General features: G+C 69.9%; 14 protein-coding genes and 1 rRNA gene. All 15 read left to right on the plus strand.

Features of this window, described 5'->3' with window-relative positions; all coding sequences use genetic code 11:
• Positions 1 to 31 precede the first annotated feature (31 nt).
• Complete coding sequence (locus ACZ6JE_RS02820) at positions 32 to 697, plus strand: amino acid ABC transporter permease (protein WP_192060218.1); 666 nt, start codon at positions 32 to 34, stop codon at positions 695 to 697.
• Positions 694 to 1,626: an amino acid ABC transporter permease gene (locus ACZ6JE_RS02825; protein ID WP_464318160.1), complete on the plus strand. Its 933-nt coding sequence runs from the start codon at positions 694 to 696 to the stop codon at positions 1,624 to 1,626. The genes ACZ6JE_RS02820 and ACZ6JE_RS02825 overlap by 4 nt, the downstream gene beginning before the upstream one ends.
• Positions 1,627 to 1,712: 86 nt before the next feature.
• Positions 1,713 to 2,753 carry a phenylalanine--tRNA ligase subunit alpha gene (gene pheS / locus ACZ6JE_RS02830; protein ID WP_464318161.1) on the plus strand — a complete coding sequence of 347 codons (1,041 nt, stop codon included), beginning with the start codon at positions 1,713 to 1,715 and terminating at the stop codon, positions 2,751 to 2,753.
• Positions 2,753 to 5,245, plus strand: a complete 2,493-nt coding sequence (gene pheT / locus ACZ6JE_RS02835; RefSeq protein ID WP_464318162.1) for a phenylalanine--tRNA ligase subunit beta — start codon at positions 2,753 to 2,755, stop codon at positions 5,243 to 5,245. Before pheS ends, pheT begins: the two co-directional genes overlap by 1 nt.
• 58 nt (positions 5,246 to 5,303) lie before the next feature.
• The gene (argC, locus tag ACZ6JE_RS02840; protein WP_463464604.1) at positions 5,304 to 6,350 is read left to right on the plus strand and encodes an N-acetyl-gamma-glutamyl-phosphate reductase; all 1,047 of its coding nucleotides are present in this window, start codon (positions 5,304 to 5,306) and stop codon (positions 6,348 to 6,350) included.
• Complete coding sequence (gene argJ, locus ACZ6JE_RS02845) at positions 6,347 to 7,504, plus strand: bifunctional glutamate N-acetyltransferase/amino-acid acetyltransferase ArgJ (protein ID WP_464318163.1); 1,158 nt, start codon at positions 6,347 to 6,349, stop codon at positions 7,502 to 7,504. The genes argC and argJ overlap by 4 nt, the downstream gene beginning before the upstream one ends.
• Positions 7,504 to 8,499: an acetylglutamate kinase gene (gene argB, locus ACZ6JE_RS02850; RefSeq protein WP_192060160.1), complete on the plus strand. Its 996-nt coding sequence runs from the start codon at positions 7,504 to 7,506 to the stop codon at positions 8,497 to 8,499. The genes argJ and argB overlap by 1 nt, the downstream gene beginning before the upstream one ends.
• A 2-nt stretch (positions 8,500 to 8,501) precedes the next feature.
• A complete protein-coding gene (locus ACZ6JE_RS02855; RefSeq protein WP_192060161.1) occupies positions 8,502 to 9,698 on the plus strand; it encodes an acetylornithine transaminase in 1,197 nt (398 codons plus the stop codon).
• Positions 9,695 to 10,615 carry an ornithine carbamoyltransferase gene (argF, locus tag ACZ6JE_RS02860; RefSeq protein ID WP_464318164.1) on the plus strand — a complete coding sequence of 307 codons (921 nt, stop codon included), beginning with the start codon at positions 9,695 to 9,697 and terminating at the stop codon, positions 10,613 to 10,615. The genes ACZ6JE_RS02855 and argF overlap by 4 nt, the downstream gene beginning before the upstream one ends.
• 112 nt (positions 10,616 to 10,727) lie before the next feature.
• Positions 10,728 to 11,927: an argininosuccinate synthase gene (locus ACZ6JE_RS02865; RefSeq protein WP_192060163.1), complete on the plus strand. Its 1,200-nt coding sequence runs from the start codon at positions 10,728 to 10,730 to the stop codon at positions 11,925 to 11,927.
• Positions 11,927 to 13,375, plus strand: a complete 1,449-nt coding sequence (argH, locus tag ACZ6JE_RS02870) for an argininosuccinate lyase (RefSeq protein WP_464318165.1) — start codon at positions 11,927 to 11,929, stop codon at positions 13,373 to 13,375. The genes ACZ6JE_RS02865 and argH overlap by 1 nt, the downstream gene beginning before the upstream one ends.
• Positions 13,372 to 13,503: a hypothetical protein gene (locus tag ACZ6JE_RS02875; protein WP_464318166.1), complete on the plus strand. Its 132-nt coding sequence runs from the start codon at positions 13,372 to 13,374 to the stop codon at positions 13,501 to 13,503. The genes argH and ACZ6JE_RS02875 overlap by 4 nt, the downstream gene beginning before the upstream one ends.
• Before the next feature lie 4 nt (positions 13,504 to 13,507).
• The gene (locus ACZ6JE_RS02880; RefSeq protein ID WP_464318167.1) at positions 13,508 to 14,131 is read left to right on the plus strand and encodes a DNA-3-methyladenine glycosylase; all 624 of its coding nucleotides are present in this window, start codon (positions 13,508 to 13,510) and stop codon (positions 14,129 to 14,131) included.
• 18 nt (positions 14,132 to 14,149) lie between these two features.
• Positions 14,150 to 15,463 carry a tyrosine--tRNA ligase gene (gene tyrS, locus ACZ6JE_RS02885; protein ID WP_464318168.1) on the plus strand — a complete coding sequence of 438 codons (1,314 nt, stop codon included), beginning with the start codon at positions 14,150 to 14,152 and terminating at the stop codon, positions 15,461 to 15,463.
• Positions 15,464 to 16,174: 711 nt separating this feature from the next.
• Positions 16,175 to 16,342: ribosomal RNA gene (locus tag ACZ6JE_RS02890) — 16S ribosomal RNA — on the plus strand; the annotation flags it as partial.

The raw sequence follows: 16,342 nt of genomic DNA on the forward strand, positions 1-16,342 counted from the left end.
AGCCCTCTGACCTGGAGTCCCGGTGAACCCCTTGGACGTCATCCCCGGCTTCGATGCCGTGACCGAGAACTGGCCCCGCTTCTGGGGCGGGTTCGTCACGACGCTGCAGCTGCTGGCACTGTCCGCCGTCGGCGCGATCGTGATCGGCTTCGTCGTCGCGGCCCTGCGCATCTCGCCGGTCGCCTCGTTCCGGGTCTTCGCGACGGTCTACACCGAGGCGATCCGCAACATCCCCCTGACTCTCGTGCTGTTCTTCTGCGCGTTCGTCCTGCCCTACCTCGGCGTCGGCATCGGCTACTTCCCGCTCGCGGTGGTGGGTCTCACGCTCTACACGTCGCCGTTCGTCGCCGAAGCGGTCCGCTCCGGCGTGAACGGCGTGCCGGTCGGGCAGGCCGAGGCGGCCCGCAGCATCGGCCTCGGCTTCGGCCAGACGCTCAGCCTCGTGATCATGCCGCAGGCGATCCGCATGGTCATCCCGCCGCTGATCAACGTGCTCATCGCCCTCACGAAGAACACCTCGGTCGCCGGCGGCTTCTTCGTCGCAGAGCTGTTCGCGGCCGGCCGGTTCATCGCCAACGACCGGGGCGACGCGGTCATCACGACGCTCGTGTCCGTCGCCGTGTTCTATCTGGTGGTCACCATCACGTTGGGCCGCGTCGCGGCCCTCGTCGAGAAGAAGGTCGCGGTCCTGCGATGAGCACGAACGTCCTCTACGACGCCCCCGGTCCCAAGGCCCGCCGCACGTCGCGCATCATCTCGGTGGTCGGCGTCGTCCTGGTGCTGGCCCTGGTCGCGTACCTCGTCTACCTGCTCGGGCGCCCGCGCGTCAGCGCGAACGGCGCCGTCACGGCGAGCGTGCTCGACCCGTCGCGCTGGGACATCATCCTCGACCGCAACCTGTGGCGGAACATCGCGGGCGGCTGGCTCGCGACCGTGCGGGCCGCGGCGGTGGCGTCCGTCCTGGCCGTCGCCATCGGCGTCCTGTTCTCGTTCCTCCGCACGGCACGCACCGCCTGGGTGCGGGTTCCGACGACGATCGTCCTCGAGTTCTTCCGCGGCATGCCCGTGCTGCTGATGATGCTGTTCATCCTCCTCGTCTTCTCGACGGGAGCCTTCTGGGCGGTCGTCGCCGCACTCGCCGTCTACAACGGCGCCCTCATCGGCGAGGCGCTCCGCTCGGGCATCGCCGCCCTGCCGAAGGGGCAGCGCGAGGCGGGTCTCGCCATCGGCCTCTCGCCCGTGCGCACCCGCTTCGCGATCGAGTTCCCGCAGGCGTTCCGCCAGATGCTGCCGATCATCCTGGCGCAGCTGGTGGTGCTCCTGAAAGACACGTCGCTCGGCTACATCGTCGGCTACGTCGAGCTGACGCGTCGGGGTCTGAACCGTCTCGGCACCTCGTACGGCAGCAACTACACCTTCACCCTCTTCGCCGTGGTGCTCGTCGTGTACCTGCTGACGAACCTCGCGTTCTCTTACGTCGTCCGGATCGTCGACCGGCGGACGGGTCGCCGCGGCGTGATGAAGAAGCCCCGCGGCGGCGGGCTCGGCGGCCCTGGCCTGCTGGCGCGCGCCGGGCGTCCGTCCGTCGACGCGACGACGGGCGGCTCGCAGACCACATCGACCTGACCCGGTCCTCCCTGCACCCCCTCTCGCCTCCCCGGAGCGCCGAGGAGGTGCGGGTCACCTCCCGACGATCGCTAAGCTTGGTTCTCGTGTCAGACACCGTCCCCATCTCCGAAGACGCCGTCGCGTCGGCGGTCGACTCCGCCCTGGTCGCCATCTCGACCGCGGCGTCCGTCGCCGAGCTCAAGACCGCACGCTCGCAGCACACGGGTGAGGCGTCCGTCCTGGCGCGGATGAACGCCGGGATGCGCGATCTGCCGAACGACCAGAAGGCCGCGGCGGGCAAGCTCGTCGGCCAGGCCAGGGGCCGGGTCAACCAGGCCGTGGCCACCCGCGAGGCCGAGCTGGTCGAGCTCGAAGAGACTGCACGGCTGGCCGACGAGACCGTCGACGTCTCCGCCCTGCCGTCTCGTCGCCGGGTGGGGTCGCGTCACCCGCTGGCCCTCCTGCAAGAGACCATGGTCGACCTCTTCGTCGCCATGGGGTGGGAGGTCTCCGAGGGCCCCGAGCTCGAGCACGAGTGGTTCAACTTCGACGCGCTGAACTTCGACGCCGACCACCCGGCGCGCGCCATGCAAGACACCTTCTTCGTCGATCCCGTCGACGAGCACCTGCTGCTCCGTACGCACACGTCGCCGGTGCAGATCCGCACGCTGCTCTCCAAGCAGCTGCCGGTCTACAACGTCGCGACCGGCCGGGTGTTCCGCACCGACGAGCTCGATGCGACGCACACGCCGGTCTTCACGCAGATCGAGGGCATCGCCATCGACCGGGGGCTCACCATGGCGAACCTCCGCGGCACCCTCGAGCACCTCGCGCGCTCGATGTTCGGCGACGAGGCGCAGATCCGCCTCCGTCCGAACTACTTCCCCTTCACCGAGCCGAGCGCCGAGATGGACGTCTGGCAGCCGAACGCCAAGGGCGGGGCGCGCTGGGTCGAGTGGGGCGGCTGCGGCATGGTCAACCCGAACGTGCTGCGGGCCGCGGGCATCGACCCCGACGTCTACCAGGGCTTCGCCTTCGGGATGGGCATCGAGCGCACCCTGCAGTTCCGCAACGACCTCAACGACATGCGCGACATGGTCGAGGGCGACGCCCGTTTCAGCGAGCAGTTCGGGATGGTGGTCTGATGCGGGTACCGATCAGTTGGCTGGGCGAATGGGTCGACCTGCCGAGCGACGTCAGCCTCGAGCACGTCCACGCGGCGCTCGTGTCCGTCGGCTTCGAAGAAGAAGACGTGCACCTCGGCGACGTGACGGGTCCGCTCGTCGTCGGCCAGGTGCTCGAACTCGTGCCCGAGCCGCAGAAGAACGGCAAGACGATCAACTGGTGCCAGGTCGCCGTCGGTCCCGACGACGTCCGCGGCATCGTCTGCGGGGCGCACAACTTCGTCGCCGGCGACAAGGTCGTCGTGTCGTTGCCCGGTGCCGTGCTGCCCGGTCCGTTCCCGATCGCCGCCCGAAAGACCTACGGTCACGTGTCCGACGGCATGATCGCCTCGACGCGTGAGCTCGGTCTGGGCGACGAGCACGACGGCATCCTCCTGCTCTCGTCGCTCGGCCTCGACCCCGAGGCCGGCACGGACGCCATCGCGCTCCTCGGGCTCGACGAGGCCGCAGTCGAGATCAACGTCACCCCCGACCGCGGCTACGCGTTCAGCATCCGCGGCGTCGCCCGCGAGTACTCGCACGCCACGGGCGCGACGTTCCGCGACCCCGCCGCGGCCGTCTCGGTCGCACCGGGCGACGGCTTCTCGGTCGAGGTCCGCGACGAGGCTCCCGTCCGCGGCGCCGCTGCCGTCTCGACCTTCGTCACGCGCGTCGTCCGAGGCGTCGACGCCTCGCGCGCCACCCCGCCGTGGATGTCCGCTCGGCTCCGTCTCGCCGGCGTCCGCAGCGTCTCGCTCCCGGTCGACGTCACGAACTACGCGATGCTCGAACTCGGTCAGCCGATCCACGGGTACGACCTCGCGACCCTCGACGGCGGGCTGACCGTCCGTCGTGCCGAGACCGGCGAGCAGCTCGAGACCCTCGACGGCAAGACTCGTGCGCTGCACCCCGAAGATCTCGTCATCGCCGACTCGACCGGGGCCGTCGGGCTCGCCGGGGTCATGGGCGGCGCCCGCACCGAGATCACGACCGCGACGACCGACGTCCTCATCGAGGCCGCCACGTTCGACCCGATCTCGATCGCCCGGTCGGCCCGCCGGCACAAGCTGCCGAGCGAGGCGTCTCGCCGCTTCGAGCGGGGCGTCGACCCCCGGGTCTCGGCTCCCGCTGCGCAGCGGGTCGTCGACCTCCTCGTCGAATGGGGCGGCGGCACCGCCGACGCTCTGGGCTCCTCGCTCGACGCGACCGCTCCGCGATCGGCCATCTCCCTGGGGGCCGAGCGCGCCTCCCGCCTCATCGGGGTCGACTACACGTCGACCGAGATCGTCGACGCGCTGACGTCGATCGGCGCCGAGGTCGTCCCGGCGGCCGACGGCTGGTCGGTCGCACCGCCGTCCTGGCGTCCCGACCTGGTCGACGCCGCGTCGCTGGTCGAAGAGGTCGCGCGCATCACCGGCTACGACCGCATCCCGTCCGTGCTGCCCGTCGCCCCTCCCGGGCGGGGTCTCACGCGTGAGCAGAAGCTGCGCCGTCAGGTGTCGTCGTCGCTCGCCGCCGCGGGGTCCACCGAGGTCGCGGCCTACCCGTTCGTCAGCTCCGCGCAGAACGCCGCCTTCGGCGGTCTCGACGGTGCGGGCGGCCCCGGTGTCCGGCTCGCCAATCCGCTCGACGTCGCCGCGCCCGAGCTGCGTCGCTCGCTCGTCCCGGGTCTGCTCGAGATCGCCCGACGCAACTCGTCACGCGGGCTCGTCGACCTGTCGCTGTTCGAGACCGGCACCGTCTTCCTGCCGGAGGCCGACCGGGCCTACGGCACCGAGAGCGTGCCGCTCGGCGCCGAACGACCCTCCGTCGAGGTGCTCGCGTCGCTCGAGGCGAGCATCCCGCGTCAGCCCCGGCACCTGGCCGTGCTCGCGCTCGGCCAGGCGATCGACCGCCAGCCCGGTCAGGCCGCCCTCCCGGCGTCCCTCGCCGACGTGCTCGACGATCTCCGCGTCGCCGTCCGTGCAGCGGGTGCCGAGGCCGTCTTCCGTCAGGGTTCGCACCCGTCGCTGCACCCCGGTCGCACGGCCGAGGTCGTCGTGGCCGGCGAGGTCGTCGGTCACGCCGGCGAGCTGCTGCCCCAGCGTGCGGCGGACCTCGATCTGCCCCGGGTCGTCGCCGTCGGCGAGATCGACCTCGACCGGGTCATCGCCCTCGCCGACGTCGAGCTGCAGCCGACCCCGATCTCGTCGTTCCCCGCCGCCACGCAAGACCTCTCCCTCGTCGTCGCCGAACACGTCTCGGCGGGCGAGGTCCTCTACGCCGTCCGCGAGGGCGCCGGTGCGCTGCTCGAGACGGTCCGTCTCGTCGACGACTACCGCGGCGCGGGGCTGCCCGACGCCTCGAAGTCGTTGACCTTCGCCCTGCGATTCCGGTCCGACGACCGCACCCTGACGGCCGCCGAGGCGACCGAGGCCAAGCAGGGCGCCGTCCGTCTGGCCGGCGAGCGATTCGGGGCGGCGCTCCGCGACTGACACTCGCCAGGCGTCGCCGCCCCCGATCCTCGACCGAATCGAACATTAGGGTGGACCCATGCCTCATTCCGTTGCCGTCGCCGGCGCCAGCGGCTACGCCGGCGGCGAGCTGCTCCGGCTCCTCGCCGCGCATCCCGACTTCGAGGTGCGCACCGTCACGGCGTTCCAGAACGCCGGGCAGCCGCTCATCGCGCTGCAACCCCAGCTGCGCTCGCTCGCGCACCTGACCCTCGTCGAGACGACGGCCGAGAACCTCGCCGGTCACGACGTCGTGTTCCTCGCCCTGCCTCACGGCAAGTCCGGGGCCATCACGGCCGAGCTGCCCGCCGAGACGCTCGTCGTCGACTGCGGGGCCGATCACCGCCTCACCGACGAGGCCGACTGGGCCCGGTTCTACGGCACCGAGTTCTACGGGGCGTGGGCCTACGGTCTCCCCGAGCTCGTCCACGCCGACGGCACGCGGCAGCGCGAGGCGCTCGTCGGCGAGCGTCGCATCGCGGCGCCCGGCTGCAACGTGACCGCGATCACCCTGGCTCTCGCTCCGGCGGTCCGTGCCGGTCTCGTCGAGAGCACCGACATCGTCTCCGTGCTCGCCGTCGCGCCCTCGGGCGCGGGCAAGGCTCTGAAGCCGCACCTCCTCGCCGGCGAGATCCTCGGTTCGGCGTCGGCCTACGGGGTGGGCGGCACCCACCGCCATGTGCCCGAGATACAGCAGAACCTCCGCGTCGCCGGCGCCACCGAGGTGAGCATCTCGTTCACCCCCGTCCTCGTGCCGATGTCGCGGGGCATCCTGGCGACCTCGACGGCCACGCTGGCTCCCGGCGTGAGCGAGAGCGACGTGCGCGCCGCGTACGAGATCGCCTACGCCGACGAGCCGTTCGTGCACCTCCTGCCCGCGGGCGAGTTCCCGCGCACGGCCGACACCGTCGGCGCCAACACCGCCCTCATCGGACTCGCGGTCGACGTCGACGCCGACCGGCTGGTCGTGGTCAGCGCCATCGACAACCTGGCGAAGGGCACCGCGGGCGCCGCGGTGCAGTCCGCCAACATCGCCCTCGGTCTCCCCGAGACCGCGGGCCTCACCGTGAACGGAGTGGCACCGTGAGCGTCACCGCAGCCCAGGGATTCGTCGCCGCCGGTGTCACGGCGGGCCTCAAGACGAGCGGTCGACCCGATGTCGCCCTCGTCGTCAACCGCGGGCGCCGCAAGAGCGCGGCGGCGGTCTTCACCAGCAACCGGGCCAAGGCCCACCCCGTGCTCTGGTCGCAGCAGGTGGTCGGCGACGGCATCGCCGAGGCCGTCGTGCTGAATTCAGGAGGCGCGAACTGCTTCACGGGTCCGTTCGGCTTCCAGACGACGCACGCGACCGCCGAGACGGTCGCCGAGGCGCTCGGCGTGTCGGCCGGTGACGTGGTGGTGTGCTCGACGGGTCTCATCGGCGTCGGCGACCAGGTCTTCCGCGACAAGGTCCTCTCCGGCTCGATCGCCGCGGCGTCGGCGCTGACGGCCGACGGCGGCCTCGACGCGGCGACGGCGATCATGACGACCGACACGAAGCCGAAGCAGGCCGTCGTCGCGGGCGACGGCTGGGTGGTCGGCGGCATGGCGAAGGGCGCCGGCATGCTGGCACCGGGTCTGGCGACCATGCTCGTCGTGCTCACGACCGACGCCGACGTCGACCACGGCGGGCTGGACGACGCGCTCCGCTCCGCGACGCGGGTCACCTTCGACCGTCTCGACTCCGACGGCTGCATGTCGACCAACGACACCGTGCTGCTCCTCGCCAGCGGCGAGTCGGGCGTCATCCCCGACGCAGAGGAGTTCCGGGCTGCGGTGACGGAGCTCTGCGCCGACCTCGCCGAGCAGCTGCAGGCCGACGCCGAGGGCGCCTCGCACGACATCCGCATCGAGATCGTCGGGGCCGCGAGCGACGACGACGCCGTCGAGGTCGGGCGCTCGATCGCCCGCAACAACCTCTTCAAGGCCGCGGTCTTCGGCAACGATCCGAACTGGGGCCGCGTCCTGGCGGCGATCGGGACGACCTCGGCCGAGTTCGATCCCTACGACGTCGACGTCTCCATGAACGGCGTCCGCGTCTGCCACGCGGGGGCGCCCGATCGACCGAGCGACGCCGTCGACCTGACGGCGCGCGCCGTCCACGTGCTCGTCGACCTCCGGTCGGGCGGCCACGAGGCGACGATCCTCACGAACGACCTCACGCACGATTACGTGCACGAGAACAGCGCGTACTCCAGCTGATGGCCGTCTCCGACGTGGTGCACAGCGACGAGCAGGAGCTCGCGGCCGTCAAGGCCGCCACCCTGATCGAGTCGCTGCCCTGGCTGAAGCGATTCTCCGGCACGGTGGTCGTCGTCAAGTTCGGCGGCAACGCCATGGTCGACGACGCCCTCAAGCGGGCCTTCGCCGAAGACATGGTCTACCTCCGCTACGCGGGGCTCTTCCCGGTGGTCGTGCACGGCGGGGGTCCGCAGATCTCGGCCGCGCTGGCGGCCGCCGGCATCCCGAGCGAGTTCCGCGGGGGGTACCGGTACACGAGCACCGAGGCGATCTCGGTCGTCCGCGACGTCCTCGCAGGCGAGGTCAACCGTGAGATCGTCGACCTGATCAACGAGCACGGCGACCTCGCCCGAGGGGTGTCCGGCGAAGACAGCACGCTCTTCGAGGGGCGGCGCCGCGGTGTCGTCATCGACGGCGAGACGTTCGACCTCGGTCACGTCGGCGACATCACCGAGGTCGACCCGCGGGCGGTGCTGGACGAGATCGCGGCGGGTCGCATCCCGGTGGTGTCGTCGATCGCGACGAACGAGGCCCACCCCGACTCGGCGCTCAACGTCAACGCCGACGCGGCGGCGGGCGCCCTCGCCATCGCGCTCGGCGCCACGAAGCTCGTCATGCTGACGGACGTGCCCGGGCTGTACAGCGACTGGCCGAACCGGGAGTCGCTCGTGGCGGCGATCACCGTCTCGGCGCTCACCGATCTGCTGCCGTCGCTCGAGTCGGGCATGATCCCGAAGATGACGGCGTGCCTCGAGTCGGTCGTCGGCGGCGTCGGGGGAGCGACCATCATCGACGGGCGCATCCCGCACTCCATCCTCCTCGAGGTCTTCACCCAGCGCGGGTCCGGCACCGAAGTCATCCCCGACGACCGGGCGGCGTCGTACGGCGCGCCCGTCGTCACTTCCACCAACACCCCCGCCGTCGACGACGGCACCGAGAAGAAAGGACAGTCGTGACCATGATCCAGACCCAAGGCGGTACCTGGCAGCGCCGATTCGGCGACTCGTTGATGGGCTCGCTGTCCACCCCGAAGGTGATGCTGTCGCACGGCGAGGGCTGCTCGGTGTTCGACGTCGAGGGCAAGCGCTATCTCGACTTCCTGGCCGGCATCGCCGTCAACGCGCTCGGTCATGCGCATCCGGCCTTGATCGAGGCCCTGTCGACCCAGGCCGCGTCGATCATCCACGTGTCGAACTACTTCGCGACCGAGCCGCAGCTCGAGCTGGCCGAGCGCCTGAAGCGGATCACGGGTGCCGGCGACGCCGGTCGCGTGTTCTTCGGCAACAGCGGGGCCGAGGCCAACGAGGCGGCCTTCAAGCTGGCCCGTCTCAATCGCGGCGACGGGTCGAAGACGCGCATCCTCGCTCTGCAGAACTCCTTCCACGGACGCACCATGGGGTCCCTCGCACTGACCGGCAAGCCGGCGCTCCGCGAGCCCTTCGAGCCGATGGTCGCCGGCGTCGAGCACATCGACAGCACCGTCGAGGCGCTCGAGGCGGCGTTCGACGATCACGTGGCCGCCCTCTTCGTCGAACCGATCAAGGGCGAGGCGGGTGTCCTCGACCTGCCCGAGGGATTCCTCGAGAAGGCCCGCGAGCTCTCCACGCGGCACGGCGCCCTGCTCGTCCTCGACGAGATCCAGACGGGTGTCGGTCGGACGGGCTCCTGGTTCGCCTTCCAGCAGTTCGACGTCGTCCCCGACGCGATCACGGTCGCCAAGGGGATCGCCGGCGGCGTGCCCATCGGTGCCCTCGTCACCTTCGGCGAGGCCTCCGCGCTCTTCGAGGCCGGGCAGCACGGCACGACATTCGGCGGCAACCCGCTCGCCACCGCGGCCGCCAACGCGGTCCTCCGCGAGATCGAAGACTCTGGTCTCATCGTCAACGCGGTCGTCCAGGGCGAGCGCCTCCGGGCCGCGCTGACGGCACTCGACTCGCCGCTCATCGGCGAGATCCGGGGGCGCGGTCTGCTCGTGGGCATCGGCCTGACGCAGCCCGTCGCGGCCGAGCTCGCCGCGGCCGCGCTCGACGCCGGCCTCATCATCAACGCTCCGAACGACTCGAGCATCCGTCTCGCGCCCCCGCTCATCGTGGGCGACGCCGAGATCGACGAGTTCATCGCCCTCTTCGCCCCCGTCCTGAAAGGTCTCGCATGACCCGCCACTTCCTCCGCGACGACGACCTCAGCCCGAGCGAGCTGCTCGAGGTCCTCGACCTCGCCGACGAGCTCAAGGCCGACCGGTGGTCGCGTCGCCCCCTCGAGGGCCCGCAGACGGTCGCCGTCATCTTCGACAAGTCGTCGACCCGCACCCGGGTCTCGTTCGCGGTGGGCATCGCCGACCTCGGCGGGAGCCCGCTGATCATCGCGACGGCCAACAGCCAGCTCGGCGGTAAAGAGACCCCGTCCGACACCGCGCGTGTGCTCGAGCGGATGGTCTCCGCGATCGTCTGGCGCACCTACGCGCAGTCCGGTCTGGAGGAGATGGCGGAGGGGGCGACCGTCCCCGTCGTCAACGCGCTGAGCGACGACTTCCACCCCTGCCAGCTGCTCGCCGATCTGCAGACGATCCGCGAGAAGAAGGGCGCGCTGGCCGGTCTGACGGTCGCCTTCGTGGGCGACGGCCGCTGCAACATGGGCCAGTCGTACCTCCTGGCCGGCGCGACGGCGGGCATGCACGTGCGGATCGGGGCCCCCGATGGCTTCCAGCCCGACGGGGCCGTAGTCCGTGACGCCGAGCGCATCGCCGCCGCCACCGGCGGCTCCGTGCAGGTCACCTCCGACGTGCACGCGGCGGTCGCCGGGGCCGACGTCGTCGTCACCGACACCTGGGTGTCGATGGGCAAGGAGGACGAGAAGGAGGCGCGGGTCGCCGTCTTCGGCGGCTTCAAGGTCGATCGGGCCCTGATGGCCGAGGCCGACGACGACGCGATCTTCCTGCACTGCCTCCCCGCCGACCGCGGCTACGAGGTCGAGACGGAGGTCATCGACGGCCCGACCAGCGTCATCTGGGACGAAGCGGAGAACCGCGTCCACGCCCAGAAGGCACTGCTCACCTGGCTGCTCGAGCACTGACGCACAGGCTCCGAGCAGTCGCGGTCGCCCTGCGACCGCACCCCGAACATCCGGTGGCCCGGCACAGTCCGGGCCACCGGCCCCGCACCCCGCATACGAACCAAGGAGAACCATGACGGAACGCGTCGTCCTCGCATACTCAGGAGGCCTCGACACCTCGGTCGGCATCGGCTGGCTCGCCGACGCCACCGGCAAGGAGGTGGTGGCTCTGGCCGTCGACGTCGGACAGGGCGGTGAGGACATGAACGACATCCGTCAGCGCGCCCTCGACTGCGGCGCCGTCGAGTCGGTCGTCGTCGACGCCAAGGAGGAGTTCGGGCGCGACTACCTGATGCCCGCCCTCAAGGCGAACGCCATGTACCAGAAGACCTACCCGCTGGTGAGCGCCCTCAGCCGTCCGCTGATCGCCCGCCACCTGGCGCGCGTCGCGAAGGAGCTCGGCGCGGACAGCGTCGCCCACGGCTGCACCGGAAAGGGCAACGACCAGGTGCGCTTCGAGGCTGCGGTCGCCGCCCTCGCACCCGACCTGACGAGCATCGCGCCCGTCCGCGACCTCGCGCTGACCCGCGACAAGGCGATCGTCTACGCCGAGCAGCACAACCTGCCGATCCGTCAGAGCGCCGCGAACCCCTACTCGATCGACAAGAACGTCTGGGGACGCGCGGTCGAGACCGGTTTCCTCGAAGACCCGTGGAACCCGCCGATCGAAGACCTGTACGAGTACACGCAAGACCCTTCGGTCATCAAGCCCGCCGACGAGGTCGTCGTGACCTTCGAGGCCGGCATCCCGGTCGCCATCGACGGCGTCGCGTACACGCCGCTCGGCATCGTCGAGAAGATGAACGAGCTCGCCGGAGCCCACGGCGTCGGTCGCATCGACGTCGTGGAGGACCGCCTGGTCGGCATCAAGAGCCGCGAGGTCTACGAGGCTCCGGGGGCCGTCGCGCTCATCCAGGCGCACGAGGCCCTCGAGGCCCTCACCATCGAGCGCGACCTCGGCCGCTACAAGCGCGGCGTCGAGGCCGAGTGGTCGAACCTCGTCTACGACGGTCTGTGGTTCTCCGGCCTGAAGCGCTCGCTCGACGTCTTCATCGACGACACGCAGAAGTACGTGTCGGGCGACATCCGTCTCAAGCTGCAGGGCGGTCGTGCCGTCGTCACCGGTCAGAAGAGCGATTCGAGCCTCTACGACTTCGACCTCGCCACCTACGACACCGGCGACACGTTCGACCAGTCGCTCTCGAAGGGCTTCATCGAGATCTGGTCGCTGCCCAGCAAGATCTCGGCCCGCCGCGATCTGGCCCAGCAGTAGTGGCCGACGACACGACGCCGAACCAGCGCGCAGGCGAGGCGGGCGCCCTCTGGGGTGGCCGCTTCGCCTCCGGGCCGTCGGCCGAGCTCGCCGCGCTGAGCAAGTCGACGCAGTTCGACTGGCAGCTGGCACCGTACGACATCGCCGGCTCGCGGGCCCACGCTCGCGCCCTGGCCTCCGCGGGCTACCTGGGTGACGACGAGCTGACCGCCATGCTCGACGCGCTCGACCGGCTCGAGTCCGACGTCGCCGATCAGACGTTCGTCGCCGCGGACTCCGACGAAGACGTGCACTCTGCCCTCGAGCGCGGTCTCATCGGCATCGCCGGGGTCGAGCTCGGCGGCCGTCTGCGGGCCGGCCGGAGCCGCAACGACCAGATCGCCACGCTCGTGCGGTTGTACCTGCGCGACCACGCCGCCACCATCTCGCGACTCGTCGTCGACCTGGTCGACGCCATCGCGGCTCAGGCGGCGGCCCACCCCACGGCGGTCATGCCCGGGCGCACGCACCTGCAGCACGCCCAGCCCGTCCTGCTGGCGCATCACCTGCTGGCCCATGCCTGGCCGCTCGTCCGCGACCTCGAGCGCCTCCGCGACTGGTCGCACCGTGCTTCGGCGTCGCCCTACGGGGCCGGCGCTCTTGCCGGCAGCTCGCTCGGTCTCGACCCGGTTCAGGTCGCCCGCGATCTCGGCTTCGACCGCACGACCGAGAACTCGATCGACGCGACCGCCAGTCGTGACGTCGTCGCCGAGTTCGCCTTCGTCGCCGCGTCGATCGGCATCGACCTGTCTCGGTTGTCGGAGGAGATCATCCTCTGGTCGACGCGCGAGTTCGGCTTCGTCCGACTGCACGACGCGTTCTCGACCGGATCGTCGATCATGCCGCAGAAGAAGAATCCGGACATCGCCGAGCTCGCGCGCGGCAAGTCGGGTCGACTGATCGGCAACCTGACGGGTCTCCTCGCGACACTCAAGGGCCTGCCCCTCGCGTACAACCGCGATCTGCAAGAGGACAAAGAGCCCGTCTTCGACTCGGTCACCCAGCTCGAGGTGCTGCTCCCCGCGTTCACCGGTCTGGTCGCGACGCTGCAGTTCGACGAGCAGCGGATGGCCGAGCTGGCGCCGCAGGGCTTCTCGCTCGCCACCGACGTGGCCGAATGGCTGGTCCGTCAGGGCGTGGCCTTCCGTGACGCCCACGAGATCAGCGGCGAGCTGGTGCGCTTCTGCGAGCAGCACGGGCTCGAGCTGGACGAGCCGACCGACGAGCAGTACGCGTCGGTGTCCCCGCATCTCACCCCCGAGATCCGCCCGGTGCTGACCGTCGAGGGCTCCATCGCGAGTCGTCGCGGCACCGGAGGCACGGCACCTGAGCGCGTCGCCGAGCAGCTCGAGGCTTTGACCGCGCGTGTCGCCGGGCTGGCCCGCGATCTCGACCCGAGGGCGTCGTGAGCGATCGACGCCCGTCCGAGCCGCGACGCGGGCGGGTCTGGTTGCTGCCCGTCGTCGTCGCGGTCAGCGTGGTGGTCCTCGTCGCCGTCGTCGTCATCGTGGTGACGACGGGCCAGGACTTCTTCTAGGCCCATGGAGTCGACCCCGGCGGACGACGCGACCCGTCTGCTGTCGGGGGCGGCCCTCGAGGTGGCGCCGCGCCTCCTCGGGGCCGTCGTCCGACTCGGCGACGTGGCCGTCCGGCTGACCGAGGTCGAGGCCTACCTGGGGGTCGGCGACGACCCGGGTTCGCACGCCCACCGGGGGAGGACGGCCCGGAACTCGAGCATGTTCGGTCCGGCCGGCACGGTCTACGTGTACCTGTCGTACGGAATCCATCGATGCGTCAACCTCGTCTGCGGCCCGGTCGGCGAGGCATCGGGTCTCCTCCTGCGGTCGGGGGAGGTCGTGGAGGGCGTCGTCACGGCCCGGTCGAGACGGACGACGTCGCGCGGCGCGGTCGATCTCGCGAGGGGGCCGGGGAGGTTCGGCTCGGCTCTCGGAGTCGACCTCGCCGACGACGGCACCCGCCTCGGTGGAGGCCGGCTGTCGCTCGAGCTCCCATCCGGTCCGTCGCCCGTCGTCGAGACCGGGCCGCGTGTCGGGGTCGCGGGGGAGGGCGGGCACGAGAGCCGCCCCTGGCGGTTCTGGATCGCGGGGGATCCGACGGTGTCCGTCTACCGATCGGCCGCCAGGCGCACCGGTCGGCGGGGCTGACGCTGGTACCGTTCTCGGGTGACCAGTGAATCGACGGCAGACGTCCTGGCCGGCCAGCGAAACGACCCGACGTTCGACGACGTGTGGAGCGAGCTCGTCTGGCGGGGCCTCGTGCACGTCTCGACCGACGCCGACTCCCTCAAGACCCTGCTCGCCGGCCCGCCAATCACGTTCTACTGCGGTTTCGATCCGACCGCGCCGAGTCTCCACCTCGGGAACCTCGTGCAGCTCCTGACCATGCGCCGCCTCCAGCTGGCCGGTCACCGACCGCTGGGTCTGGTCGGCGGCTCGACCGGTCTGATCGGCGACCCGCGACCGACGGCCGAGCGCGTGCTGAAGACACCCGAGCAGACGGCCGAGTGGGTCGAGTCCATCCGCGCCCACGTGGTGAAGTTCCTCGAAGCCTCCGGTGACAACGGCCTGCGCGTGGTCAACAACCTCGACTGGACGGCGCCGCTCAGCGCCATCGAGTTCCTTCGCGACATCGGTAAGAACTTCCGGGTGAACACCATGCTGAAGAAGGATGCGGTGAGCGCCCGTCTGAACAGCGACGCCGGCATCAGCTACACCGAGTTCAGCTACCAGATCCTCCAGGGGCTGGACTTCCGCGAGCTGTACCGCGAGTACGACTGCGTGCTGCAGACCGGCGGCAGCGACCAGTGGGGCAACCTGACCAGCGGCACCGAGCTGATCCGTCGCACCGAGGGCGTCGCGGTGCACGCCATCGGCACGCCGTTGATCACCAACAGCGACGGCACGAAGTTCGGCAAGAGCGAAGGCAACGCCGTGTGGCTCGACCCCGAGCTCACCAGCCCCTACGCGATGTACCAGTTCTGGCTCAACACCGACGACTCCGACGTGGTGTCCCGACTCAAGGTCTTCACGTTCCTCGACCGGGCCGAGATCGAACGGCTCGAGACGGTCGTCGCCGAGCGTCCGTTCACCAGGGAGGCGCAGCGCACCCTGGCATGGGAGGTCACCCGGCTGGTCCACGGCGAACCCGCCGCGCAGGCCGCCATCGACGCGGCGGCCGCCTTGTTCGGCAACGGCGACCTCGGCGCACTCGACGAGTCGACGCTGGCGAGCGCGATGGCCGAATTGCCGTCCGCCGAGGTGGATGCCGACACGACCGTGGCGCGCGCTCTCGTCGAGACGGGTCTGGTCTCATCCCTGGGGGCGGCCCGACGGGCTGCGACGGAGGGCGGTGTCTACCTGAACAACGAGCGGGTCACGGATGGCGACGCCCTGGTGGGCGAGACGCTGCTCGTCGGTCGACGCGCCATCCTGCGTCGCGGCAAGAAGACGCTCGCGGGTGTGAGCGTCCGCAGCTGACCGCATCGCCCCACCGACAGAGGCCCGCATCCCTTCCAGGGGATGCGGGCCTCTCGTGTTCTCCGTCCAAGCACCCCTGATGTGGCCCGGGGGAGGGGTCTATCGCCGATCACGGTCGCCTCTGCGCGGCCGTGTGCGGCGTTCTGGGGCGGGATCGTGATGTTTCCGGGGTTTTCGGCGGCGACACGCCCGGGATGCGTGGAGGTTTGGACGTGTGGCGGATTGTCCGTGTAAGGTTCTTTCTTGTCACCCCAAAGGTTCGGCGGAGCGAAGCTCACCGGAACTCAAGTGTGACCGGCTTCCAAGTCCTCGAGTTGCCATTACGGCCTCGGACCAAGCAAGTTGCAACACTGGAAAACATGATGTAGGTTAGTGCCTCGTTCCCACGGGAACGGATTGCTTCTTAGGGAGTGATTGTCACTGGTTTTACGGATTGTAATCTGGTGCTAAGGTTTCACAGCTGCCTCGGACGATGGCCTTCATAAGGTCGGGTTTCTGGTGCGTTTGGTCCTTGAGAACTCAACAGCGTGCACATTGTCAAATGCCAAATTATACCCTGGCATTGCTTGTGGCTTCACCGTTCGGTGGGGTTGTGAGTGGTGTTTAGGTTTCTTTGAGATTAATGGACAACAACAATCGTCAGATTGTTTTGTTCTTTGGTCAGCATCAAATTCAGCAGTTCCGGCCTATTCCGGTTGGACTGTTTTTTCTTTTACGGAGAGTTTGATCCTGGCTCAGGACGAACGCTGGCGGCGTGCTTAACACATGCAAGTCGAACGATGAACTGGAGCTTGCTCCAGGAATTAGTGGCGAACGGGTGAGTAACACGTGAGTAACCTGCCCTTGACTCTGGGATAAGCGCTGGAAACGGCGTCTAAT

The organism is Frigoribacterium sp. AC759 (assembly GCF_979256015.1).